The organism is Arthrobacter sp. P1_D12, assembly GCF_056406175.1.
This window is the reverse complement of the sequence record NZ_JBFUAR010000001.1, coordinates 305,737-327,520: the sequence shown is the minus strand read 5'-3', so window position 1 is coordinate 327,520 and position 21,784 is coordinate 305,737. Positions and strand designations below refer to the sequence as shown.

At 67.5% G+C, this 21,784-nt stretch carries 23 protein-coding genes and 1 pseudogene; 15 read left to right on the top strand and 9 right to left on the bottom strand.

Annotated elements, in window-relative coordinates; translation table 11 throughout:
• Nucleotides 1-4: 4 nt before the first annotated feature.
• On the bottom strand, nucleotides 5-892 hold the full coding sequence (ypfJ, locus tag AC1DZV_RS01515) for a KPN_02809 family neutral zinc metallopeptidase (protein ID WP_459384799.1): 888 nt from the start codon (nucleotides 890-892) through the stop codon (nucleotides 5-7).
• Nucleotides 893-950: 58 nt separating this feature from the next.
• Here ypfJ and AC1DZV_RS01510 point away from each other — a divergent pair, with 58 nt between their 5' ends.
• Entirely contained in the window at nucleotides 951-2,363 is a 1,413-nt protein-coding gene (locus tag AC1DZV_RS01510; RefSeq protein WP_476949632.1) for a class I adenylate-forming enzyme family protein, read from the top strand.
• A gap of 103 nt (nucleotides 2,364-2,466) precedes the next feature.
• On the top strand, nucleotides 2,467-3,621 hold the full coding sequence (locus tag AC1DZV_RS01505; protein WP_476952833.1) for a thiolase family protein: 1,155 nt from the start codon (nucleotides 2,467-2,469) through the stop codon (nucleotides 3,619-3,621).
• Between the two features lie 195 nt (nucleotides 3,622-3,816).
• Here AC1DZV_RS01505 and AC1DZV_RS01500 read toward each other — a convergent pair whose 3' ends face one another.
• Entirely contained in the window at nucleotides 3,817-4,620 is an 804-nt protein-coding gene (locus AC1DZV_RS01500; RefSeq protein ID WP_476949631.1) for an IclR family transcriptional regulator, read from the bottom strand.
• Nucleotides 4,621-4,742: 122 nt separating this feature from the next.
• Between AC1DZV_RS01500 and AC1DZV_RS01495 the strand changes: the two genes are divergently transcribed.
• The 10 genes from AC1DZV_RS01495 (at nucleotide 4,743) to AC1DZV_RS01450 (ending at nucleotide 13,922) form a co-directional block, all read left to right on the top strand.
• A complete protein-coding gene (locus AC1DZV_RS01495) occupies nucleotides 4,743-5,246 on the top strand; it encodes a tripartite tricarboxylate transporter TctB family protein (protein ID WP_476952761.1) in 504 nt (167 codons plus the stop codon).
• 2 nt (nucleotides 5,247-5,248) lie between these two features.
• Entirely contained in the window at nucleotides 5,249-6,751 is a 1,503-nt protein-coding gene (locus AC1DZV_RS01490; RefSeq protein WP_476949629.1) for a tripartite tricarboxylate transporter permease, read from the top strand.
• A 64-nt stretch (nucleotides 6,752-6,815) separates the two neighbouring features.
• Entirely contained in the window at nucleotides 6,816-7,820 is a 1,005-nt protein-coding gene (locus AC1DZV_RS01485; RefSeq protein ID WP_476949628.1) for a tripartite tricarboxylate transporter substrate binding protein, read from the top strand.
• Between the two features lie 36 nt (nucleotides 7,821-7,856).
• A complete protein-coding gene (locus AC1DZV_RS01480) occupies nucleotides 7,857-8,486 on the top strand; it encodes an RraA family protein (RefSeq protein WP_476952760.1) in 630 nt (209 codons plus the stop codon).
• Nucleotides 8,487-8,505: 19 nt separating this feature from the next.
• Nucleotides 8,506-9,294 (top strand): NAD(P)-dependent oxidoreductase, encoded by a 789-nt coding sequence (locus AC1DZV_RS01475; protein ID WP_476949626.1) that lies wholly within the window; start codon nucleotides 8,506-8,508, stop codon nucleotides 9,292-9,294.
• A gap of 81 nt (nucleotides 9,295-9,375) precedes the next feature.
• Nucleotides 9,376-10,713: a TRAP transporter large permease subunit gene (locus AC1DZV_RS01470; protein ID WP_476952759.1), complete on the top strand. Its 1,338-nt coding sequence runs from the start codon at nucleotides 9,376-9,378 to the stop codon at nucleotides 10,711-10,713.
• 13 nt (nucleotides 10,714-10,726) lie between these two features.
• Entirely contained in the window at nucleotides 10,727-10,984 is a 258-nt protein-coding gene (locus AC1DZV_RS01465) for a hypothetical protein (RefSeq protein WP_028275526.1), read from the top strand.
• Nucleotides 10,981-11,970, top strand: a complete 990-nt coding sequence (locus tag AC1DZV_RS01460) for a cyclase family protein (RefSeq protein WP_476952758.1) — start codon at nucleotides 10,981-10,983, stop codon at nucleotides 11,968-11,970. Before AC1DZV_RS01465 ends, AC1DZV_RS01460 begins: the two co-directional genes overlap by 4 nt.
• A 198-nt stretch (nucleotides 11,971-12,168) precedes the next feature.
• Nucleotides 12,169-12,624 carry a MarR family winged helix-turn-helix transcriptional regulator gene (locus AC1DZV_RS01455; RefSeq protein WP_028275528.1) on the top strand — a complete coding sequence of 152 codons (456 nt, stop codon included), beginning with the start codon at nucleotides 12,169-12,171 and terminating at the stop codon, nucleotides 12,622-12,624.
• The gene (locus AC1DZV_RS01450) at nucleotides 12,621-13,922 is read left to right on the top strand and encodes an MFS transporter (protein WP_476952757.1); all 1,302 of its coding nucleotides are present in this window, start codon (nucleotides 12,621-12,623) and stop codon (nucleotides 13,920-13,922) included. The genes AC1DZV_RS01455 and AC1DZV_RS01450 overlap by 4 nt, the downstream gene beginning before the upstream one ends.
• 209 nt (nucleotides 13,923-14,131) lie before the next feature.
• Here the strand turns inward: AC1DZV_RS01450 and AC1DZV_RS01445 are convergent, their stop codons facing one another.
• The 3 genes from AC1DZV_RS01445 to AC1DZV_RS01435 are packed head-to-tail and all read right to left on the bottom strand — an operon-like array spanning nucleotide 14,132 to nucleotide 16,211.
• Entirely contained in the window at nucleotides 14,132-14,764 is a 633-nt protein-coding gene (locus AC1DZV_RS01445; protein WP_476952756.1) for an energy-coupling factor transporter transmembrane component T family protein, read from the bottom strand.
• Nucleotides 14,761-15,567, bottom strand: a complete 807-nt coding sequence (locus AC1DZV_RS01440) for an energy-coupling factor ABC transporter ATP-binding protein (protein WP_476952755.1) — start codon at nucleotides 15,565-15,567, stop codon at nucleotides 14,761-14,763. Before AC1DZV_RS01440 ends, AC1DZV_RS01445 begins: the two co-directional genes overlap by 4 nt.
• The gene (locus AC1DZV_RS01435; RefSeq protein WP_476949620.1) at nucleotides 15,564-16,211 is read right to left on the bottom strand and encodes a biotin transporter BioY; all 648 of its coding nucleotides are present in this window, start codon (nucleotides 16,209-16,211) and stop codon (nucleotides 15,564-15,566) included. Before AC1DZV_RS01435 ends, AC1DZV_RS01440 begins: the two co-directional genes overlap by 4 nt.
• A gap of 315 nt (nucleotides 16,212-16,526) precedes the next feature.
• Here AC1DZV_RS01435 and AC1DZV_RS01430 point away from each other — a divergent pair, with 315 nt between their 5' ends.
• Entirely contained in the window at nucleotides 16,527-18,125 is a 1,599-nt protein-coding gene (locus AC1DZV_RS01430) for an ABC-F family ATP-binding cassette domain-containing protein (protein WP_028275532.1), read from the top strand.
• Between the two features lie 25 nt (nucleotides 18,126-18,150).
• Here the strand turns inward: AC1DZV_RS01430 and AC1DZV_RS01425 are convergent, their stop codons facing one another.
• The 4 genes from AC1DZV_RS01425 to AC1DZV_RS01410 are packed head-to-tail and all read right to left on the bottom strand — an operon-like array spanning nucleotide 18,151 to nucleotide 20,267.
• Entirely contained in the window at nucleotides 18,151-18,630 is a 480-nt protein-coding gene (locus tag AC1DZV_RS01425) for a YbaK/EbsC family protein (RefSeq protein WP_230011473.1), read from the bottom strand.
• Nucleotides 18,631-18,633: 3 nt separating this feature from the next.
• Nucleotides 18,634-19,512, bottom strand: a complete 879-nt coding sequence (locus tag AC1DZV_RS01420; protein ID WP_476952754.1) for an SURF1 family cytochrome oxidase biogenesis protein — start codon at nucleotides 19,510-19,512, stop codon at nucleotides 18,634-18,636.
• Complete coding sequence (locus tag AC1DZV_RS01415) at nucleotides 19,513-19,806, bottom strand: hypothetical protein (RefSeq protein WP_476949618.1); 294 nt, start codon at nucleotides 19,804-19,806, stop codon at nucleotides 19,513-19,515.
• On the bottom strand, nucleotides 19,803-20,267 hold the full coding sequence (locus AC1DZV_RS01410; RefSeq protein ID WP_476949617.1) for a DUF3099 domain-containing protein: 465 nt from the start codon (nucleotides 20,265-20,267) through the stop codon (nucleotides 19,803-19,805). Before AC1DZV_RS01410 ends, AC1DZV_RS01415 begins: the two co-directional genes overlap by 4 nt.
• Nucleotides 20,268-20,417: 150 nt before the next feature.
• Between AC1DZV_RS01410 and fabG the strand changes: the two are divergent.
• Both fabG and AC1DZV_RS01400 read left to right on the top strand, forming a co-directional pair.
• A pseudogene (fabG, locus tag AC1DZV_RS01405) lies at nucleotides 20,418-21,104 on the top strand (3-oxoacyl-ACP reductase FabG); the annotation flags it as partial.
• Nucleotides 21,105-21,313: 209 nt separating this feature from the next.
• The gene (locus AC1DZV_RS01400) at nucleotides 21,314-21,733 is read left to right on the top strand and encodes an Hsp20/alpha crystallin family protein (protein WP_028275538.1); all 420 of its coding nucleotides are present in this window, start codon (nucleotides 21,314-21,316) and stop codon (nucleotides 21,731-21,733) included.
• Nucleotides 21,734-21,784: the final 51 nt, after the last annotated feature.

The following is a 21,784-nucleotide window of genomic DNA, read 5'->3' as shown; positions in this document are numbered from 1 at the left end:
GGGGCTAAGGCGTTGCCACCGCGAACGTGTCGCACTTGTTGATGTCCCCGGTGGTGTACCCCTGGTAGAACCACTTTTGCCGCTGGGCACTTGACCCGTGGGTCCATGCCTCCGGTGAGACGCGGCCCGTGGCGGCCTTCTGGATACGGTCATCACCGACGGCCGAGGCCGCCGACAGGGCGTCCTTCACGTCCTGGTCAGTGAAGGGGTCGAGATAGGGCTGGCCGGTCTTGGGATCCGCCTGCGTTGTTGCATAGTGAGCCCACAGCCCTGCGTAGCAGTCGGCCTGGAGCTCAACCCGGACACCCCCGGAACCGGGTCCCTGCGGATCCTGTTGCGCCCGGTCGAGGTCGCCAAGCAGGTTCTGGACGTGGTGGCCGAATTCGTGGGCCACCACATATTCCTGCGCCAGGGGGCCGCCGGAGGAGCCAAACCGGTCCACCAGCTCCTGGAAGAAGCCGGGATCGAAGTACGCCGTGGTGTCGACAGGGCAGTAGAACGGCCCCACGTCCGAGGTGGCGGCGCCGCAGCCGGTGTTGGTTCCGCCGGTGAAGATCACCGCCTTCGGCCGCGGGTACTTGGTGTTGTACTGGGCCAGGTAGGCCGGCCAGAAGGCGTTCAGGCTGTTGACCGTGCCGGTGATCCTGCAGTCGAGGCGGGCGTCGGCGTCGGCGCCGGTCTGGCACGCGGGGGCAGAGCCCTGGCTCTGCGTCTGCGGCTCCTGGACGGTGCCGGCCAGACCCTCGAGAAGCTGGGGATTGATGCCAAAGAGGGCTGCCAGCAGCAGGATGATGCCGCCGCCGATCCCGCCGCCGATCATCGGGCCGCGGCCCATCCCGCGACGGTCCTGGACTTGTGACGGGTCCAGCGGGGCATTGTCGTTAAAGCTCATGGAGTCACAATATCCCGCACACGCAGCCGCGGCGCCCGGCAACGCTAAAGTTGGTTCGATGCCTTTTCTCGACAGACTCCAGCGCTGGGCCGATGACCGTCCCGACGAGACAGCCGTCGTCGTGGCCGGAGAGCACCTCAGCTGGTCCGGCCTGCGGGACAAAGCGGCGGCCCTGGTGCCCTCGGCGCCGGCTATCACCGTGCTGTCCGAACAAAATTCAACCCACTTCGCCGTAGCGTTCGCCGCGGCCGTCGCTGGTGAGCGGCAGTGCGCCGTGTTGGACCCGGCCTGGCCCCAGCAACTCCAGGACGGCATCACCGCCCGCATCGCCGGGTCGGAAACGCGTCCGGCGCGCGCAGTTCCCGGGCCGGGGACCGGGCTGGCCGACGGGCCGCCGGAGACCTCGTTCCTGGTCGGCCTGACGTCCGGCACCACCTCGGTGCCCAAGGCGTTCACCCGCTCGCGGCGGTCCTGGCAGGAATCCTTCGAGGCCTCCATTGAATTCTTCGCACTGACGCAGGACGACAAGTCCCTGGCTCCCGGGCCGCTCGCGGCAAGCCTGAACCTCTACGCCCTCGCCGAATGCCTGTACGCCGGCGCCGAGTTCCACAGCCTGGACCACTTCGATGTCGGCGCCGCCCACGCGGCCGTCAGCCACGACGGCATCACCCGACTGGTCCTGGTGCCCACCATGCTCCGGCTGCTCAGCGAGCGGGGCCTGGCCGGCGGTGTCGATGCCTCCGGCATCCGCAGCATCATCTGCGCCGGTTCCAAGCTGGACGCCCGGACGCTGGAGGCGGCCCGGCGCTGGGCCCCCAACGCGACCATTTTCGAGTACTACGGCGCCTCCGAGCTCAGCTTCGTCTCGGGCGCCGGGTTGCGTCCGGGCGAGCCCGTCGAGCCGGGCGGGACCGGCATCGGAAAGCCCTTTCCCGGCGTCGAAATCCGCATCCTCGACGACGACGGCGCCGAACTCCCGGACGGCAGCGACGGCAACATCTGCGTCCGCAGCGGCATGGTCAGCAACGGCTACCTGTGGGGTGACGACGGCCAGGCGCTGCGCTGTTTCGACGGCTGGTACACAGTGGGGGACCAGGGCTACCTCTCCGACGGGACCCTGCACATGCTGGGCCGCCGCTCCGACATGATCATCACCGCCGGCACCAACGTCTACCCGCATGAGGTTGAGATGGCGCTGGCCTCCGTCCCGGGCGTCGCGGCGGCCGTGGCGGCCGGCATGCTTGACGATCTTCGCGGCCAGCGCGTCGTGGCCGGCGTCGTGCCCTCGCACGGAGCGGTCACCGCCACCCAGCTGCGGTCCGGGATCGACGATGTGCTGGCCCGGAACAAGCGCCCCCTGGAGTACTTCGTGCTGACGGAGCTGCCCCTGACGGACCGCGGCAAAATCAGCCGGCAACTGCTGCTGGACTGGCTGGCCCGGAACGATCCCAGGATCCGGCGTCTTGGCTGAGCCGCGCGCGGGCAGCGGGCCGGCAGCACCCGGGCGGCCGATCCGCGCAACGTCGTTCCCCGGGCCGTCTTTCCCGGGACTGCTGCCTGAGGACAGGCAGCCGGTGATCATCGCCGCGCGCCGGACGCCGCTGTGCCGCGCCAACGGGGCACTGAAGAGGCTCCGCGCCCACGAACTCCTGGCCCCGGTGCTCCGCAGCCTGCTCGCCGATGCCGGCGACGGCACCGGGGAATCCGTGACCGACGTCGTGATCGGCAACGCCGTGGGCGGCGGCGGAAACGTGGCCCGGCTCGCCGCGCTGGAGGCAGGCCTGCCGGTCACCGTCCCCGGCGTCACCGTGGACCGGCAATGCGGCTCCGGTCTGGACGCGATCGTCCTGGCCTCCCGGCTGGTCGCGGCGGGCGGCGGCGGCGGCCTGTACCTCGCGGGCGGCGTCGAGAGCATCAGCACGGCTCCGCTCCGCGCCCACCGCAACGACGACGGCAGCCCCGACTTTTACAGCCGGGCCCAGTTCGCGCCGCTCAGCTTCGGCGATCCCGACATGGGGGTGGCGGCCGAGAACGTCGCCGCCCGCTTCGGCATCAGCCGGGAACGCCAGGACGCTTTCGCGCTCCGCAGCCACCAACGCGCCCTGGCAGCCGCGGCCGCCGGGACGTTCGACGCCGAAATCGTGCCCCTCGCCGCCGGCTCCGGCGCGTCCGCGGCAGTCGACGACGGGCCGCGGCCGAGTCTTGGCCCGGCCCTGATGGCCCGTTTCCCGCCCGTTTTTGCCAGCGGCGGCACGGTCACGGCCGGTAACTCCTGCTTCGACGCCGACGGTGCCGCCGCCGTCGTTGTCACGTCCATGGAGCGGGCCCGGCAGCTGGGCGCCGCCGACGGGCTGCTGGTCCTGGGAACCGACACTGCCGGAGTGGCGCCGCAGCTGCTGGGCATCGGCGCGGCCGCGGCGGCCGAACGGCTCCTGGCGGCGCACGGACTGAGTGCCGCGGACGTGGGCCTGGTGGAATTCAACGAGGCCTTCGCGGCCCAGACGCTCGCGTGCTTTGACCAGCTGGGAATCGACCCGGACCGGGCCAACCTCGACGGCGGCGCCCTGGCCCTCGGTCACGCCTATGGAGCCTCGGGCGCGGTACTGGTCACCCGGCTGCTCGCACAGGCCCGCAGGTCCCCGGAGCCGGGGCAGCTTGCCCTGGCGATGATCAGCATCGCAGGCGGCATGGGCACGGCCGCGCTGCTGGGGTACGCGCGCCTCGACTAGCCCCTCGGCGGACATGCCCATTCTTCACCGCGCAGGGTGGACATATGGGCCACATGTCCACTGGCGGCCGGCAGGGGAGGGCATGCCCCCGTGCCCGGTGCGGGCATGCTCTGCCATGGCCTCGGGGAAGGGTCATGCCCATTTTTGGGCACGAGGAGCGGGCACGGCCGCGGCGTGGCGGCGGTGAAGCCGTGCCTAGTAGACGGAACCTTCCAAGAGTTCTGAGAGTCGGCTGGCGGCGCGCCGGAGTTCAGGAACGCCGGCCTCGAGGCCGGCTTCGGTGGCTGACTCAACGGGGCTGGTTAGTGCCATGGACTCACTGGGGCGTCGGGTTCCGTTCGGCACAGCGACGGCGACGGACAGCACGCCGGTGGCACGCTCATCGGCCGAATACGCGTAATCGACGCCGGGTTCGGGCAGGCGTGCGCGGAGCTCGTCGGCGGTAAACGTACTCTCCTCATGGCCGGATGCGACGGCCGCGGCTACCACTTGCCCGAGCTCCGCATCGGTAACGGTGGCCAGCAGGATCTTCCCGGCCGCTCCGACGGTGAGGGGGAGCCGCTTACCCAGCGGCAGGTCGTAGCGGAGGGGCGAGTCGCCGTCGACACGTGCGACGAGGATCCTTTCAAAGCCGAGCCTGGTGTACAGCGAGGCCGTGAGTCCCGTCTGGGAGGCCACCTGTTGGAGGATCGGCCGCGCGGCAACCACGAGGGGGTCGTTCTCCAGGTAGCTCCGGGCCGCGGGCAGGACCGCGGGGCCGATCCGGTAGGACTTGTCCGTCTGGCTGACCATGCCGAAATCCTGAAGGACCCGCAGGATCCGCAACGTCGTCGGCAGGCTCATGCCGCAGGTCCTGGCCAGGTCACTGAGGCGCTGGGGCCGCTCCGCACGCTGGAGTTCGGCGAAAACCTCCATCGACCTGGACAGGGAGCGCATGTTCCCGGCCTTGGGGCCGCCCTCATCAGCGGAGCCGGCCGAATGAGTCGAAGTCACTGTCATTGTTTCATTCTATGTAACTGCACTGCGCTTGACAGCATTTGTGTCTCCTGTCACTATTTCTTCAGACGAAATATTCTTTCATTCTATGAAATGAAGTATCGCGAAACGTAAGAAGGAAAACGATGACAACGGAGTCACTACTGACTAAACCCGAGCGCGCCATCCGCGTCGCTCCGTCGGTGCTTGCAGGCATCGGCACGTTCACCGCCGTCGGCGTCTATGTTCTGGTCAGTTCGGTCGGCCTCGGCCTGTGGACGTCGTTGGGGCCAGGTCCCGGCCTGTTCCCGTTCGCCATGGGAGGGGTCCTGGTCGCGATGTCGACGCTCTGGCTGGTCCAGGAGCTGCGCCGGCCGAGCGAGAGGGCCGAGGGGATCGACAGGGGTCTGGTGATCGCGGTCGTGGTCAGCCTTGTGCTCCTGGCGTCCGTCATGGATTTGCTGGGCTTTCAGCTGAGCATGTTCCTGTTCCTGCTCTACCACCTGAAACTGCGGGGCCGCCGGACCTGGGTGTCCTCGCTGATCATCGCCCTTGCCGGAAGCGTCGGTGCGTTCTATGCCTTCAACTACGGGTTGAACGTCGCACTCCCCGTCTCGGCATTCGCTCCGCTGAACCTGATCGGACTCTAGACGTGGACACACTCAACGAACTGCTCGGCGGCTTCGCAGCCGCCCTGACCTGGCAAAATCTGATCTTCGCCTTCCTGGGCTGCCTGTTGGGCACCATCATTGGGGTCCTTCCCGGAGTTGGCCCGGTGGCCGGTGTAGCCCTGCTCATCCCGCTCACGTTGAACCTGGATCCCACCGGTTCGATCATCATGCTGTGTGCCATTTTCTACGGCACCCAGTACGGCGGAACCATCACCAGCGTCCTTTTGAACACTCCGGGTGAGGCGTCGTCGGCGATCACCACCATCGACGGCTACGCGATGACCAAACTCGGCAGGGCCGGTGCGGCGCTGACCCTGGCCGCCGTGGGATCCTTCGTCGGCGGAACCATCGCCACGATCGGCCTGGTCGCCGCCGCCAAACCCTTGGGCGAACTGGGCCTGCTCGTCGGGCCGCCGGAGTTCTTCGCGCTCATGGTCGTCGGGATCTCCCTGTTGGTTGCCCTGGCCGGCAAGTCCATGATCAAGGCCATCATCTCCGGCGCCCTGGGCCTGCTGATCTCCATGGTCGGCATCGACCCGGTCGCCGGCGCCCCGCGCTTCACCTTCGGGATGGACCGGCTCCTGGACGGCGTCAGTTTCGTCGCCGTCATCGTCGGCGTCTTCGGGCTCTCCGAAATCCTCTCCTACCGCAAGGGCGCCGAGACTCCCTTGGTTCATGCCCCCGGCATGCGCTCACTGCTCCCGACCCGGACGGAATGGCGCCGCAGTGCCCCCGCCATGGCCCGGGGCACCGGCGTCGGCTTCGGACTCGGCCTCATTCCCGGCATGACCGGATCAGTCTCATCCCTGCTGTCCTACGCCGCGGAAAAGAAATTCTCCCGCTTCCGCCACCAGCTCGGCAAGGGCGCAGTCGAAGGCGTCGCCGGTCCCGAAACGGCCAACAACGCCCACGCCAATGCCGCCCTGATCCCGCTTTTCACCCTCGGCATCCCCGCATCCCCGACCATCGCCGTGCTGATGGGCGCGTTCCTCCAGCAGGGCCTGACGCCCGGGCCCGCCCTGTTCACCGACCACTCCGAGATCGCCTGGGCCATCATCGCCAGCCTCTTCATCGGCAACGTGCTGCTGCTGTTGCTCAACGTACCGCTGGTCGGTCTCTGGACCTCCATCCTGCGCGTCCCCACGCCGATTCTGACCGCCCTGATCCTGCTCTTCATGGTCATCGGCGCCTACACCATCAACTTCAGCGTCTTCGACGTGTTCGTGATGATCGGCTTCGGCCTCCTGGGCCTTGCCCTGAGGAACCTGGACATCCCGCTGGCACCGATGGTCCTCACCCTGGTGCTCGGCCCGCTGATGGAACGGTCACTCCGCGAGTCCCTGGAAATCTCCCAGGGTGACTTCAGCGTCTTCACCAGCCGCCCCATCTCCGCGGTGCTGATCGGCCTTGGCGTGCTGATCATCTGCAGTCCGCTGCTCAAGTTCCGCAAACCCAAGGCCCTCACCGAGGACCCCGAAGCCTGACCCTCCTAATCCACCGTCCGACTACCCACCAGCCACCAATGCATTTCTTCAAAGGAGAAGACCCTTGTCACCCAAGAAAATCACCGCAGCCCTCGCAGCAGCAGCCCTTATCGCCCTCACCGGCTGCGGCGCCAACGCCAGCGCCAACAACGCCGCCTCCGGGGACGATTTTCCGAAGAAGGGCAAGTCCATCGACCTCATCGTGGCCTTCGGCTCCGGCGGAGCCGTGGACACCGCAGCCCGCCTCGTTCAGCCGATCCTGGAAAAGGAACTCGGCACCAACGTCGAGGTCATCAACAAGCCCGGCGCCGGCGGACAGATCGGCTACACCGCACTGACCAGCGCCAAGCCCGACGGATACACCATCGGTGCAACCGGCTCCCCCTCCGTCGTGGTTTCACCACTGGATCCCAGCCGCGGCGCCAAATACACCCGCGCCAGCTTCCAGCCCCTCGGCCGGCAGGTCATCGACCCCGCCGTCATTGCCGTCCAGCCCGACAGCCCCTACAAGACCTTGAAGGACCTCCTCGACGCGGTTAAAGCCAACCCGAAGTCCATGACCGCGAGCACCACCGGCCTGCAGACCGGCGAACACTTCGCGCTGGCCCAGATCCAGGAGGCCACCGGCTCCGAGTTCGCCCCGGTGCACTTCTCCGAAGGCGCATCCCAGGCCACCACCGCATTCCTTGGCAAGCACGTCGACGTCCTCGTCGCCAACGTCAGCGACGTAACCGACCTGACCAAACAGGGCAAGGCCCGCGTCCTGGGCATCATGACCGCCGAACGCTCACCCTCGCTGCCGGACGTTCCCACCTTCAAGGAATCCGGCTACGAAGTGGAAGCCGGCACCGTCCGCGGCTACTCCGCCCCGGCCGGCCTGCCTGAGGCCGTCGCCAAGAAGCTCGAAGCCGCCCTGCAGAAGGCCATCGAGGATCCTGCCGTCAAGGAAAAGATGAGCGCCCTCGGCCTGCAGACCAGCTACCTCTCCGGCACCGACTACGAGAAGTTCTGGGCCGGACAGGAAGAGGACTTCAAGAAGGTCCTCCCGCTGGTCCAGAAAAAAGACTAGCCCTCCCACCAGCCGCCAACCACGGAAGAATCCACCATGACAACTCCTGTCCTTGAGGACATCGACGCCGACTTCGTCCGCCCCGACCGCGACCTGATCGGCCGCCTCGCCGAACTGCCCGCCGCCAACATCGGCGACGCCATGGACCGCCTCGGCATCGCGGACTCAGCCATCCAGGCCATCTGGCCCGGCGCCCGCCTCGCCGGACCGGCCTTCACCGTCTGGACACGCCCCGGGGACAACCAGGGAATCCACCGCGCCCTGCAGCACGCCCGCCCCGGGGACGTGATCGTCGTCGCCGGCGGCGGAGACGAATCCCGGGCACTGCTGGGCGAACTCATCGGCGAACGCGCCATCAACCTCGGCCTCGCCGGGTTCGCCCTGGACGGCGCCGCCCGCGACGCCGAAGCCCTCCGCGAGATCGGCATGCCCGTCTTCGCCCGCGCCATCACCCCGGCCGGACCGTATAAGAACGGACCCTCCCGTCTCGGCACCCCGATTTCCTTCGGCGGGGTCCCAGTACTCCCAGGTGATGTCATCATCGGCGATTCCGACGGCGTCGTCGTCATCCCCCGGGAACAGGCGGCGGCCGTGGCGGAAGCCGCCGAAGCCGTCTTCGCTGACGAAACCAGCCGCCGCGCCGCGATCATCGCCGAGCGCCACTAGACAGAAAAGACAGAAAACTATGACCGCGTGCACCATCATCGGCCTCGGCGAAGCCGGAGCCACCTACGCGACTGCACTCATTGCGGCAGGCCACAGCGTCACAGGATTTGATCCCGTCGCACCATCCACCCCGGCCGGCGTCACCAGGGCAGCAACCGCGGCCGAGGCGTGCCTTGGCGCAGACGTTGTCCTGGTCCTCACCGGAGCGGCCGCAGCCCGCAGTGTGGCCCAGGAATGCCTGCCCGTTTTGCCGGAGGGCAGCTGCTATGCCGACTTCACCTCGTCCTCACCGCACGTCATGCGGGAACTTGGGCAGTTGCCCAGTCCGGCACTCTTCGTTGACGTCGCCATCCTTGGGCCCGTAGCCGCGCTGGGCGAGAAGACCCCGCTGATGGTCAGTGGCCCGGGGTCCCGGGCCGTTGCCGATCTCCTGGCGCCGCTCGGTGCCGAGATCGAAATCGCCGACGGCGAGCCCGGGGCCGCGATGGCCCACAAACTGCTCCGCAGCGTCTTGATGAAAGGCCTGGCCTCCGTGGTGGTCGAAGCCGTCACGGCGGGACGGGCCGCGGGACTGGAAGATTGGATCCGGAGTCAGATCGCCAGGCAGCTGGCGGGGGACGGCCAGGCAGTCATCGACAGGTTCCTCACCGGCACAGCCAAGCACGCCCTGCGCCGTTCCAAGGAGATGCAGGACACTGCCGGCTACCTCACCGACCTCGGAGTCCCCGCCGAAATGACTACAGCCTCCGCTGCGGCACTTACGCGCATCGCCGAGGAATCAGCACAGCCGGCGCCGGCCTTGCGCTGACCCCGACCTCAGGCAGAATCGTTTACAGGAATCAATGATGAACCATCCGCAAACCAGCACTACCCCGTCAGGAGCAGCAGCATGATCGGCATCTGGGCCCTGGCAGCCTATCTGGCCGTCATCCTGCTGTGGACGACCCTTCTCAAGCGCAGCGTTGGAGAGGCCATGATCCTCGGATTCCTGGTCGTCCTGCCTTTCACGGGGGTCACAGCGGCGCAGATCGGCTGGTCCTCCCTCTACACGGCGGTGACTGATGAAATCGTCTATGCCACCATGGCGTTCGTCTTCATGGGGTACCTGCTGGACAAGACCGGAGTGCTGGACCGGCTCATCGACCTGTTGAACTCACTGATCGGCGGTACCAGGGGAGGCCCCGCCTGGGTGTCCACCGTGGCGTCGGCAGGCCTCGGCGGGGTGGTCCACAACCAGGCGGCGATCGCCGCGACCGTGGGTTCCGTGACCATCCCGTGGATGGAAAAGTCCCGGCTCGACAAGCCCGCGGCCGCGACCCTCGTGGCGGGAAACGCCGGAATGGGCATCACTTTCCCGTTCAGCGCCTCGATGTTCGTCCTGGTCGGCTCCGCCACAGTCGGGCCCCTGCTGAACGTCAATGAACTCGTGCTTCCGCTGTTCATCGGCGGGCTGTGGTGCTTCCTGCACCGGCTGATCGTCACCTGGCTGCTGATCCGCAGGAGCGGGATGACACCCTTGGATGCCGCGCACCGGTTGCCGGTCCGGGCGGCGTTCGGCCGCGGCTGGGCCACCCTGCTTTTGTTCGTCGTGGTGGCCATCCCACTGATCATCACCTCCGCCTTCATCGCCACCGCGCTGTCGGACTGGACCGGCGGAGACATCACCAAGTCCCTGAGCGTCATCGTCTGGATCCCGGTGGTCCTGATCATCACCGGCGCCGTCCTCGGCCGAAAAAACCTCCCACGCAGCGGCCGGGGCTGGTGGACCCTGCTGCAGGAGTCCGCCCCGAGGTTCGGGATCGTCGGCATCACTGTCGTCTTTGCCTTCGCCGGCGCCAACGCCCTCGCCGCCACCGGCCTGCCCCAGCAAATGACGGCACTGCTCAACCGGATGAACCTGCCCCTGTGGCTCCTCGCCATCCTCATCGGGCTGATCGTCATCGCCGTCGCCGCGCCCCTCTCCGCCACGGCCACCATGGCCGCCGTCGGAACCGTCGGTGTCGCCACACTCGTTAGCGCCGGTGTTCCGGCGACCACCGCCGCAGTCGCCGTGCTCGTCTTCTCATCCTGCGAAGCCGCCGTTCCCCCCGGAGGCGCGCCCCTGTATGTCGCCTGCGGCATCGCGGACGTGGACCCGATCAAAACCTTCGCCCGACTGCTCACCCACTACGCCCTGCCCCTGCTGGGCATCGGCGTGCTCATCATCCTCGGCATCCTGCCGATCTAAAAGGAACTGCGACATGCACAAGATCAGACGAGCCATCGAAGTCATCTTCGTCCTGAGCCTCGCCGCCCTTCTCGCCGGCGGAGTCCTGTTCGTGACGGGCCAGGCCATCGCCCTTGCCGCCGGCCAGAGCGAATGGCTCGTATTCTTCAACGAATCCGTCAAGCCCCCGATGTGCCTTGCGGCATCGATCTGTGCGATCGCCGGGTTCTTCCTCAACTACAAGCGCTACGAGAACAAAGAACAGACTCCCCAGAAGGCAGCGACGCGATGACCGACACCAGGGAATCCGGAACCTACCCGTCCTTTACCGAACTTCTCGAACGGGAGGGCGCGCTATCCGGGACGTCGTGGGGGCTGTTTCCCCAACCTGACCGCGGAACGCCGTCCTTCATCACGCAGGACACCACCCTGGAGGCCAGGAACTGCATCAGGACCGGCGTGGTCTTCGGCCTGGACTACCCGGCCGATGCCTTCGATCCCGGAATGTCACTCAAGCGCAGCGCCCCTCGTCACACCATCTACTCCTCCCACCCGGCCCACCGGGACGACTACCTGGACGGGTATTACCTCCAGGGATCCACGCAGGTCGACGGGCTCCGGCACCGCCGGGCAGACGACATCGGCTTCTACAACGGCACCCCCGATGACCGGATTACGGAAGGCACCCCGGACCTCGGCATCCAGGAATGGGCTGACAAACCCATCGTCGGCAGGGGAGTGCTCGTCGACCTCGATGGCTACCGCACCGGCGAAGGCACTCCCATTGACCACACAGCAGGTGAGCCCCTCGCGCTTGACCTGATCCAGGCAGCCATCCAGGCCCAATCCCTCACCATCCAGCCCGGCGACATCCTCATGCTCCACACCGGATGGTGTGAATGGTTCCTGGCCCTGGCCATGGCGGACAAGCAACAGACCCGGGAGAGCCGCCGCGCCACCGGCATCGCCCAATCACAGGAATTCGTCGCCTGGGCATGGGACCACCGCCTCGCGCTGATTGCCGCAGACAACTTCGCCCTCGAATGCCTGCCCGTCATTCCCGAAAGCCCCTTTCTGCAATCGGCGCCCAACGACCACGGCATGATGCACCAACAGCTCCTGGCCAAACTCGGCATGCCGCTCGGCGAACTCTGGAAGCTGGGACCCCTCAGCCGACACATGAAGAAGGCCGGAACCTGGGACGCCTTCGTCAGCATCAAACCGCTGAACATCACCGGCGGCACCGGGTCACCTGCGAACGCCACGGCAGTGACGTGACCCAGCGCGACGGTGCGGGCCGGCGCAGCACCGGGCCTGCCCGCCGCACACTGAACCACGAGCGAACGAGCCGTCAGGGCGGCCTTGGGCCTGCCCCGACAGCGGCCATGTAATTTCGTGGATGGAACGGTAGAATAGTAGTTAGCAATGCTAATTAGCGCAGCTAACTATTGCTGCCGTGCAGGTCTTGGAGGCGCTATGACCACCACCCGCGATTCCCGTCACGCAGGAGACAGCATCCGGCCGGACATTTTGGCGATCGAGCTTCGGACCGCCGTTATGCGCACATCCCGCCGGCTCCGCATCGAGGCAAGCGGTGATGTTCTTACGCCGGGGCAGTACACAGTCCTGGCACATCTTCGCAGCGGCTCCCAAACCCTTCGCGAGCTGGCCGAACGGGAGCATGTTCAGGCGCCGTCGATGACCCGGATAGTCAACGCGCTGACCGATCAGGGATTCGTGTCGCGGTCAGCCCATCCCGAGGACGGCCGTCAGGTGCTCGTCTGGATTACTCCGGCCGGTGAGGCCGTCCTGAATGAGGCCCGCAGCCAGCGGACAGCGTGGCTGGCGCAGCGCGTCGCGACTCTGAGTGACGAGGACCGTCTGACGCTGAGCCGCGCCGCCCGCATCATGCAGGAGTTGAGCGCCAGATGAGTGTCATGTTCCGGGCCCTGGGGAACCGCAACTACCGGATGTGGGCGGGCGGGGCCCTGGTATCCAACATCGGCACATGGATGCAGAGGGTGGCGCAGGACTGGCTGGTACTGACAGTATTGACCGACCATTCCGGTACCGCCGTCGGCATCACAACGGGACTGCAGTTCCTTCCGATGCTGCTCCTTGGCCCGTACGCGGGCGTGCTTGCGGACAGGTACCGCAAGCTCGTGATCCTCAAGTGGACGCAGACGGCCATGGGCCTGTGCGGACTGCTGGTCGGGCTCCTGGTCCTGACCGGTTCGGCGCAGTTGTGGCAGGTATATGTGGCGGCCCTCTGCCTTGGGGTGGCCAGCGCCATAGACGGGCCTGCGCGCCAGGCCTTCGTCTCCGAACTTGTGGGGCAGAACAACATTTCAAATGCCGTGGCGCTCAACTCCGCCTCCTTCAACACCGCCCGGCTCACTGGACCCGCCATTGCCGGTGTGCTCATTGCCTGGGTGGGCACGGGACCCGTTTTCCTGCTCAACGCAGCCAGCTTCGCCGCGGTCATCGTCTCCCTGTGGCGCATACGTCCGTCCGGGTTGTTCGCGGTGGTGCCGGCAGGCAATGGCAAGCATCCGGTCGCGGAGGGCTTGGGGTACGTAAGGCGGCGCCCGGATCTGGTGCTCATTCTCGTCATGGTCGGGATCCTGGGAGCATTCGGCATGAACTTCGCCATCACCAACGCACTGATGTCCACCGCGGAATTCGGGATGGGGCCGGGGGAGTTCGGGCTCCTGGGCTCCATCATGGCTGTGGGGACTTTGGCTGGCGCGTTACTGGCAGCCCGCAGGTCCGGGCCGCGGCTGCGCTTCCTGCTCGGCGGCGCCCTTGGCCTGGGGTTCTTCACGCTAGTGGGCAGCGTGACCCCTTCGTTTTGGCTCTACGCAGCCGTCCTGGTTCCGGTTGGCCTTGCATCAATGACCTTCCTGAACAGCTGCAATACAAGTATCCAGCTCTCGGTGGAACCGCAGTTCCGGGGGCGTGTGCTGGCGCTGTATCTGGCGGTCCTGCAGGGCGGGACCGCCGTCGGGGCGCCCCTCATGGGGTGGATCGGCACTGAATTCGGCGCGCGCTGGTCGGTGGCCGCCGGCGGCTCCATCGTGCTGCTCACCGGCTTGTGCTCGGTGATCGTGGTCAGCCGGAGCAGCACTTTGACGCTGCGGGAACAACTGCGGACTGTGTCCGTCAGGAAGCGCCCAGGCTACGGGAGGACAAGGCGCCGCGAGGCCGCCCGCCAAATCGGGGGCGTCTGAAGCGGCCAATTGCTGGCCTGCGGACTGCCAGGGGAGGCATGTCCATTTTCCGAACCTGCGGGCGGCCACTCCGCGGGCCACCTAAGCGGGACATGTCCATTCTTGGGCACCACGTGTGGGCATTGGGGCCATATGTCCACTGGCCGCGGCTTGGGGAGGGCATGTCCATTGACCAGCTGAACAGGGGAGCCCGGCCCGGCCATCCGGGGCTAATCCTCCGGGTCCTCCGGCTCGCCCAGCCCACGGGCGGCGAGGGCTTCGCCGGTCTGCCGGGCGAAGGCCACCGTGCTGATGAAGACGGGCAACACCAGGGCCCGCGGGTTGCGTTCGAGTCCGCGGGCCCGGGCCGAGTCGCGCACGTCCGTGTAGGCCCCGGCAACGAACGGGATGCTGCGGAGCATGATGGCGATGGTCAGGGCGAAGCGTTCCGGGTCCGCACCGAAGCGCCGGAACGGCCGGGCAAGCGACGCCACGCCGTCGAGCAGTGCCTGCACAGGAGTGGTGGCGGTCAGGATGGACGCAGCGACGACGCAGACCAAGACGTTGAGCACGATCCGGGCGGCGGTCGGTGCGCCCAGCTGCCACCACTGGAAAAGCCCGATCGCCACGAGTACCGGAAGAACCGGACGCACCGCGCGGAACAGCCGGGCCGGGCCGGCCCCGCTGAGCAGGAAGAGTCCGCAGAGCAGCACCAACATGGCGGCCGACACGGCCCAGTCCGCGATCAGGAAAGACGTCATTCCGCACCCCATGACCAGCAGGAACTTCAGCCACAGCGGCGCACGATGTACCAGGGACGAGCCCGGCACATACGCCGCCAGCAGGAAGCCGTGGCCGCTCACGCCTGCTCCCGCCGGGCCTGGTCGGGCACGGCCCGCTCCAGCCGGCCGCCGGCTACGCCGCCGAGCCCACCGCCGGCTGGGACGCCGTCAGCTGCTGGCAGGCCCGCCGCGCTCAGGGCGCGGTAACGGGCGACGGCGGCCGCCGGCTTGCCGTCGAACACCACCTTCCCGGCGTCCACCACCAGGACGCGGTCCATGTCCAGGGCCAGCTCGAGGTCGTGGGTGGACAGGATCACCTGTTGGCGGAGCCCGGCGAGCGTGCGCCGCAGGAGTTCGCGGTTGCGCAGGTCCAGCAGCGTGGACGGCTCGTCCAGGACCAGCACCTCCGGATTAACGGCCAGGACCGCGGCCAGCGCAAGGAGTTGGCGTTCGCCGCCGGAGAGCTCGTAGATGCTCTGGTCCGCCAGCGGGAGGAGGCCGAACCGTTCCAGCACCGACTCCGCGTGCGCCCGGCGCTCAGGGGCGTTACGGATGGAGCGGCGCAGGGACAGTTCCACATCCTCGCGTCCGGTGGGCATGACGAGCTGGGAGAGCGGATCGGTGAAGACAAAGCCCACCCGGCGGCGGACCTCCCGGACGGCCCGGCCCGTATCGGCACCGTCGACCCGCACGGTGCCGTCGCTGGGTGCCACGAGCCCGTTCAGGAGCCGCAGGAGGGTGGACTTGCCCGAGCCGTTGGCCCCGATAACCCCGATCCGCCGTTCCGTGAGGTCGAGCGAAAGCTCCTGGAGCAGCGTCTTGGGAGCGGGGCGGCCATCAACCGGCACCCGTACCGAAACACGGTCCAGGACGATGATGCTCACGGGCGGGTGTCCACCGTCCGGACGCGGCGCAGCAGCAGGTCCGGGAAGGCCTTGTGCAGGGCCAACGCGATGCTGACGGCCAGGACGTTCTTGATGATGTCGCCCGGGTAGAACGCGAGATCGGCCAGGAAGGCTTTGGAGAAGTCCAGCTTGGCGTTGACCATCATGCCCAGGATGCCCAGGCCGTGGATGAAGATGATGCTGCTCACCATGGCGGCGGCGAACAGGAGGATGGCGCGCAGCTTGCCGGTGCGGTTGGCGGTCCGCATGAGCACGACGACGGTCAGCCAGCCGACGGCCGTGGCGGCCAGGAGGAATCCGATGATGTAGCCGGCGGAGGGGCCGGCGAGCACGCCCAGGCCGCTGCGGCCGCCGCTGAAGATCGGCAGGCCCGCGAAGCCCAAAAGCAGGTAGAGTCCGACGGCGGCGAAGGCCCGGCCCGGGCCGAGAGCCAGCCCCGTGAGCATGACGGCAAGGGTCTGCAGCGTGATGGGCACGCCGAGCCCGCCGACGGGGATGGCGGCGATCAGGGCAGAAGCGGCCACAAGGGCGGCGAAGACGGCGATGAGGCCAAGGTCGGTGGCATTCCAGCGGTCCCGGCGGCGCGGGGTCCTGGCTGCGGCGGGACGGTGGGTTTGCGTCATGATGTTCCTGTCGGGGTGCTGCGGCGGAAATATGGATTGTGATATCGACTGTACGGTCGCGGCGGGGGCTGTATTTTGTAGGCGCCCCACTAACCGGCGGCCCGGAAGCTGGAGGACGCCGCCAACGAACACCGCCAGCAGGCGGGACCAGCATGGCGACGGCGGCCGGCCACTGCCATAGGTGCCCATGTCATGGAGCCGGGGCAGTGCCGGTAGACTTGAGCAGGCCGTGCTCTCGCATCGCCCTGCCCCGGCCCCGTCCAGACTCCACCCGTCGTGCCGCGGCATTCCCTGTTGTGAAAGGCCTTAGCTGCATTGATTACCGTCCAGGATCTCGAACTGCGCGCCGGCGCCCGCCTCCTCATGGACCAGGTGAGCTTCCGGATCGACAAGGGAGACAAGATCGGTCTGGTCGGCCGTAACGGTGCAGGCAAGACAACGCTGACCCGGGTGCTCGCGGGCGAGGGCCTGCCCGCCGCTGGCAAGGTAACCCGCACCGGCGAAATCGGCTACCTGCCGCAGGATCCGCGCACCCCGGACATGGAGCAGCTCGCGCGGGACCGGATCCTGTCCGTCCGCGGCCTGGACATTGCCGTGGGCAAGCTCCGCCTGGCGCACGAAGAGATGGCCAGCGAGGACCCCGCGGTCCAGCGCAAGGCGATGAACCGCTATGACCGGCTGGAATCCGAATTCCTGGCCGCCGGCGGCTATGCCGCCGAAGCCGAAGCGGCAGCGATCTGCTCGAACCTCGCCCTGCCGGACCGGCTGCTGAACCAGCCGCTCAAGACCCTGTCCGGTGGACAGCGGCGCCGCGTGGAGCTTGCGCGCATCCTGTACTCGGACGCCGAAACCATGCTCCTCGATGAGCCCACCAACCACCTCGACGCCGATTCCATCTCCTGGCTCCGTGAGTTCCTCAAGAACCACCAGGGCGGGCTGATTGTCATCAGCCACGACACCGAACTGCTCGAAGCGACCGTCAACAAGGTCTTCCTCCTCGATCCCAACCGCGCCCAGATCGACTTCTACAACATGGACTGGAAGCGCTACCTCAACCAGCGCGAAACGGACGAGCGCGCCCGCAAGCGTGAGCGGGCCAACGCGGAGAAGAAGGCCCAGGTCCTCATCGACCAGGCCAACAAGATGCGCGCCAAGGCCACCAAGGCCGTCGCCGCCCAGAACATGGCCAAGCGTGCCGAGCGCCTGCTCGGCGGCCTCGAGGCAGTGCGCGCGCACGACAAGGTGGCAGCCCTGCGCTTCCCGGACCCGTCGCCCTGCGGCAAGACCCCGCTCACCGCGGACGGCCTCAGCAAGTCCTACGGCTCGCTGGAGATCTTCACCGATGTCGACCTTGCCATTGACCGCGGGTCCAAGGTGGTCATCCTGGGCCTCAACGGCGCGGGCAAGACCACGCTGTTGCGGATGCTGGCCGGCGTCGACAAGCCGGACACCGGCGAAGTCGTTGCGGGCCACGGCCTGAAGGTGGGCTACTACGCGCAGGAGCACGAGACGCTCGACGTGGACCGCAGCGTCCTGCAGAACATGCGCTCCTCCGCCCCGGACATGAACGACGCGGAAGTCCGCAACATCCTGGGCTCGTTCCTGTTCTCCGGCGACGACGTCGACAAGCCCGCCGGTGTGCTCTCCGGCGGCGAGAAGACCCGGCTGGCGCTGGCCACCATCGTGGCCTCGAGCGCGAACGTGCTGCTCCTCGACGAGCCCACCAACAACCTGGACCCCGCCAGCCGCGCCGAAATCCTCGGGGCCCTGAGCAACTACACCGGCGCCGTCGTCCTCGTGAGCCACGATGAGGGCGCCGTCGAGGCGCTCAACCCGGAGCGTGTCGTCCTGCTTCCCGACGGCATCGAGGACCACTGGAACGAAGACTACCTGGACCTCATCACGCTGGCGTAAGTCACCCAACCGACCCGCAGCCGGATCAGCGGACCGGCATCTCTTCCGCGCCCGTGATCCGGTGCAGATCCGCGTAACTGATGGAGAACATCGAGTTGTGGTCCCCTGCCCCCGCCCAGAGCACGCGGTGGGCCGACAACGACTCATCCAGCAGGGTCCGGATCTTCTCCGGGTGGCCTACCGGGGCGACGCCGCCCACCTCCTGGCCGGTGTGGGCCAGGACGAACTCGGGGGAGGCGCGGCGGATCTTGCCCGTGCCCAGCCGGTCCGCGACCTTGCGGACGTCCACCTTGGCCGCGCCGCTGGCCAGGATGAGCAGCGGGGTGCCCTCGAGCTCGAACACCAGGCTGTTGGTGATCGCCGCGACATCGCAGCCCAGCGCGGCGGCGGCCGCTGCCGCCGTCGGCACCTTCGCATCGAACACCGTCACGGTGTCCTGGGCGCCCAGGGCGGTGAGGGCACGCTTGACGTTGGCCACCGGGCCGGGAAAGGCGTCAGGGCTCATCGCTCAGAACCCCTGGGCGTCGAGGATGGCGTCTTCCTCTTCTTCCGCCGTCGCGTTCTTGCGCTTCCGCGGGGCAGGACGACGGCGGGCCACCGGGCCGCTGGAGTGCAGGAACACGCCCTCGGCGGCCTCGGCTTCGGCGTCCTCCGCGTCGATCGCGGCGTTGCGGGCCTGCTGCCTGGCCGCGTAGCCGAACCCGACGAACATCAGCACGCCGAACGCGAACCACTGCAGGGAGTAGGACAGGTGGGTGCCTTCATCAGTGGTCGGCTTGGGGAACGGGAACGGCATGTCCTGCACCGACGGCGACTCGGAGGCCAGCTGTCCGTAGGCGCCAGTCAGCAGCGGATAGCCCAGCTGCGCGGAATAGGCGGAGAGGTCGATCGAAGCCAGCTGTCCGTCAGGGGCGCCGCGCTGCAGCTCGGGCTCGGCCGGCTTGAGGCGGGCAACCACCGTCACCGGCCCCTGCGGCGGGGCAGGCACTGAGTCGGGCCGTCCCGGGGTGTTGTTGCCGATGGGCAGCCAGCCACGGTCGATCACCACGGTTTCGCCGGACTGGAGCTTGAAGGGAACCACCACCTCGTAGCCGGGTTGGCCGTTGAGCGGGCGGTTGCGGACGATGCGCTGTCCGGCGGCGTCGTAGCTGCCCTTCAGTTCCACCTGGGTCCACTCCCGTTCCGCATTCAGCCGGCTGAACTGGTCCCGGACATCGGCGAACGGCACGGGGGTGGCCGAGTAGTTGGAGACCACCCGGTTGATTTCGGCCAGGGTCTCGGCGCGGCGGTCCATCTGCCACCGGCCCAGCCCAACGCAGCCGGCAGCAAAGATCGCGGCCAGCAACAAGTACCCCAGCCATTTACTGGAGAAGAGAAAGCGGTACATTCAGCCGATCCTGCCTGACGGGTCGAGAGGGGCGGTCACTCCCGGGAGGGGGACGGTCGCTGCGCCGAGGACCACAGTCTCTTTCCACAGTCCGCGCGTCTGGAGGTAGTCCTCAAGCCAGGCGCGATGCTCCCCGCACGCCAGCCAGATCTTGCGCCGTTCCGGGGTGTGGATCTTGGGATTGTTCCACAGCAGCTGCCATTCCGCCGCCGCGCGGCAGGCTTTCCGCGAGCAGACAGTGCCCGGGGCCGCGGCCGTGTCCCCACCGGTCCCGGCCAGGTCAAAGAGATTCATGAAGCTGCCCGTCCGTGGTCGTCGTCGTTCTCATCTTCGATCAGCTCACCCTGCAGCAGCGTCCCTGAACCGTCTGCGCCGTCGCTCAGATCCTGCCCGTTTGGATCCTGTCCGGCGGGGCCCGCGGTGTCCGGTGCGTCCAGCTCTGCGAGCGGAGCATAGTCCAGGAGCGAGTCACTGTGGATTTCCGCCTTGTCGCTCCCGTTGGCGATCACCACCGCCACCCAGGGCAGGAAGACGGCGCCGGCAATCGGAATGAGCTTGAACCAGCCATCCACGACAAAAATCAGGATCAGGCAGACCATGCGGATGCCCATGGCGATGGCATACTTCACCATCCGCTGGTGCATCTCGTCCGAGTGCGCAGCAGCGGCGTCGGTGATGCTGTGCACCTCGGTACCGCCGGACTCGGAGTCCGGCCTCCCGGGCACATGCGCACCGGGTCGGTTTTTGAGTGTCACGGCTGTCAGATCACGCTCCCAAGGCTTACTTCGATTCTCTCACCATCGGCGGAGCCGCCCAAACGCAAGCGCACCGGGCGCTAAGATCGGAGGCAGGAAAATTCCAGCCCCCAGCGCGGCCCTCCCTGCCGCAGAATCCCGGAGCCCCATATGACTGACACATCCACCACTGGCCGCAGCGTTCTGATCACCGGCGGAAACCGCGGGATCGGCCTGGCCATCGCCGAGTCCTTCCTGGCCAACGGCGACAAGGTGGCCGTGACCTTCCGCAGCGAATCGTCGCTGCCCGAGGGCATCCTCGGCGTCAAGGCGGACGTCACGGACGAAGCGTCGGTGGACGCCGCGTTCGCGGAAGTCGAAGCCGCCCACGGCCCGGTGGAAGTCCTTGTGGCCAATGCCGGCATCACCAAGGACACGCTCCTGATGCGGATGAGCGAAGACGACTTCACCTCGGTGATCGACACGAACCTCACGGGCGCCTTCCGGGTGATCAAGCGCGCATCCAAGGGCATGATCCGGGCGCGCAAGGGCCGCGTGGTGCTGATTTCCTCCGTCTCCGGCCTCTACGGCGCGCCGGGCCAGATCAACTACTCTGCCTCCAAGGCAGGCCTGGTGGGCATCGCCCGGTCGCTCACCCGCGAGCTCGGGGCGCGCGGGATCACCGCGAATGTGGTCGCGCCCGGCTTCATCAACACCGACATGACGGCCGAGCTGCCCGAGGCCACGCAGAAGGACTACCTGACCAAGGTTCCCGCCGGCCGCTTCGCCGAGGCCTCCGAGGTCGCCAACGTCGTGCGCTGGATCGCCAGCGACGAGGCGTCCTCGTCCGCTGTGCTGTGTCCGCTTGTCTCGTGTCCGCTTGTCTTGTGTCCGCTGTCTGCTGCAACCCGGACCGGGCCGATGGAGACGCACAGTTTTCCGCGCCGGGTTCCGTGCCGGGTTCCGCGCCGGGCCTTTTTGCCCTTGGCTCCGGGGCTCCTGGAGCGTGTAATGGGCTCACAGCCCCTGACCATGCCGCGGCAGGGGCGTGGACTCAGGAGGAAATCATGAGTGATCTCAGCAAATGGACGCCCTCGGACATGCTGGAACCGGTCCGCCGCTTCCTTGACGGTGATCTGTCCATAGCGCCAGGGATCAAGATCGAACAGTTCCAGGAGGGCACCACCCTGGTGGTGCGGGCGGAAGCACCGGGGATCGACCCGGACCGGGACGTCGACGTCTCGGTCGGCGAGGGCGTGCTGAATATTGCGGTGGAGCGGCGGGAGTCGTCCGAGCACAAGAGCAAGGACGGTTACCGCTCGGAGTTCCGCTACGGCCGGGCCGCCCGGAGCATTGCGCTGCCCGCGGGGGTGAGGGAAGAAGACATCACCGCCACGTACAAGGACGGCGTCCTGGAAGTCCGCGCACCGGCGCCCAAGGTTGTGACCGGTGAAGCGACGACGAAGATCCGGATCGACCGCGGCTGACCAACCCCAGGCACGTCCAGGCCACGTGACGACGGAACTACGCCGCCGGGG